General features: G+C 77.3%; 1 protein-coding gene. It reads right to left on the reverse strand.

Translation table 11 applies throughout. The annotated features are described in order from the left end of the window. A partial coding sequence (locus H5J30_RS37240) for an ATP-binding protein (protein WP_181791776.1) occupies positions 1 to 1,157 on the reverse strand: 1,157 nt, incomplete at both ends.

Raw genomic sequence — 1,157 nt, forward strand, 5'->3', positions numbered from 1 at the left:
TGCCGCGCTCCTGGCCGGTCACCGCGCGCCGGAAGGCGCCGAACCGGGCGGCGGAGCCGGCGGGTTCGAGCCGCCGCTGCGACCCGGTGTCGTCCGCCGCACCCGGGCCGCCCGTGCCCGTACCGGAAGACGCGCCGTCCTCCGGCACCCCGCCCGGGTGCGCCCCGGCCATGGTGCGTCCGCGGCGCCGCCGCGGCAGCGCGGCCAGCGCGAACGGGTCGTGCCCGCCGTCGCCCGCCGGCTCGTCCGCGGCCCGCTGGTCGGCGTCCTCGCCGGCCGCCACGTCCCGCTGCCGCGGCAGCGGGGCCGGGAGCGGCGTGCTTCCGGTGTCCTCCTCGGGCATCGGCAGGCCGGGCCGGCGCACCGGCTCGCTCGGCCGGGCGCGGGAGATCAGCTCCTGCGGGATCATCAGCACCACGCCCGTACCGCCGATGGCGGAGGGCCGGAACGAGACGGTCAGCCCGTGCTTCTGCGCCAGGTGCCCGACGACGGGCAGGCCGAGCCGGGTGCCGGTGAGCGTGGACAGGTCGGTGGCGGTGCCCGAGACGGCGCGTTCCGCGCGCCGCTGCGCGGCCTCGCTCATCATCAGGCCGCTGTCCTCGATGGTGACGACGGCGCCGGCCGGCACCTCCGAGACGTAGACGTGCACCTCGGTGGTGGGGGGTGAGAAGTTGCAGGCGTTGTCGAGGAGTTCGGCGAGCGCGTGCATGACACCCTCGGCGGCGTGTCCGGCGACGGCGACCTCGGAGACGGCCCGCAGCCGCACCCGCTGGTACCCGGCGATCCGGCCCATCGCGCCGCGCAGAATGGACTCCATCGCGATCGGCTTCGCCCAGCGGCGGCCGGAACGGGCGCCGCTCAGCACCGCGATGCTGTCGGCGACGCGGCCGGCCTGCGCGGTGCGGTGGTCGAGGTGGAGGAGGTCGCCGAGGACGTCGGCGTCGCCGTGCCGGTGCTCCATCTCGCGCAGGTCGGCGAGCATGCTGGTGGTGATGGCCTGCATCCGCCCGGCGGCGTTGGCGCAGGAGGCCATGGCGGCGGCCCGGCGGTTCTCGCTGCGCCGCGCCTCCTCGGCGACCTGCTGGACGACGCGCCGGTACGCCTGATTGTCCAACTGCGGGGCGGCGGCGAGCGCTTCGTCGACGGGCGCGCCCGCG

This window comes from Streptomyces phytophilus (genome assembly GCF_013870535.1).
Lineage (GTDB): Bacteria > Actinomycetota > Actinomycetes > Streptomycetales > Streptomycetaceae > Streptomyces > Streptomyces phytophilus.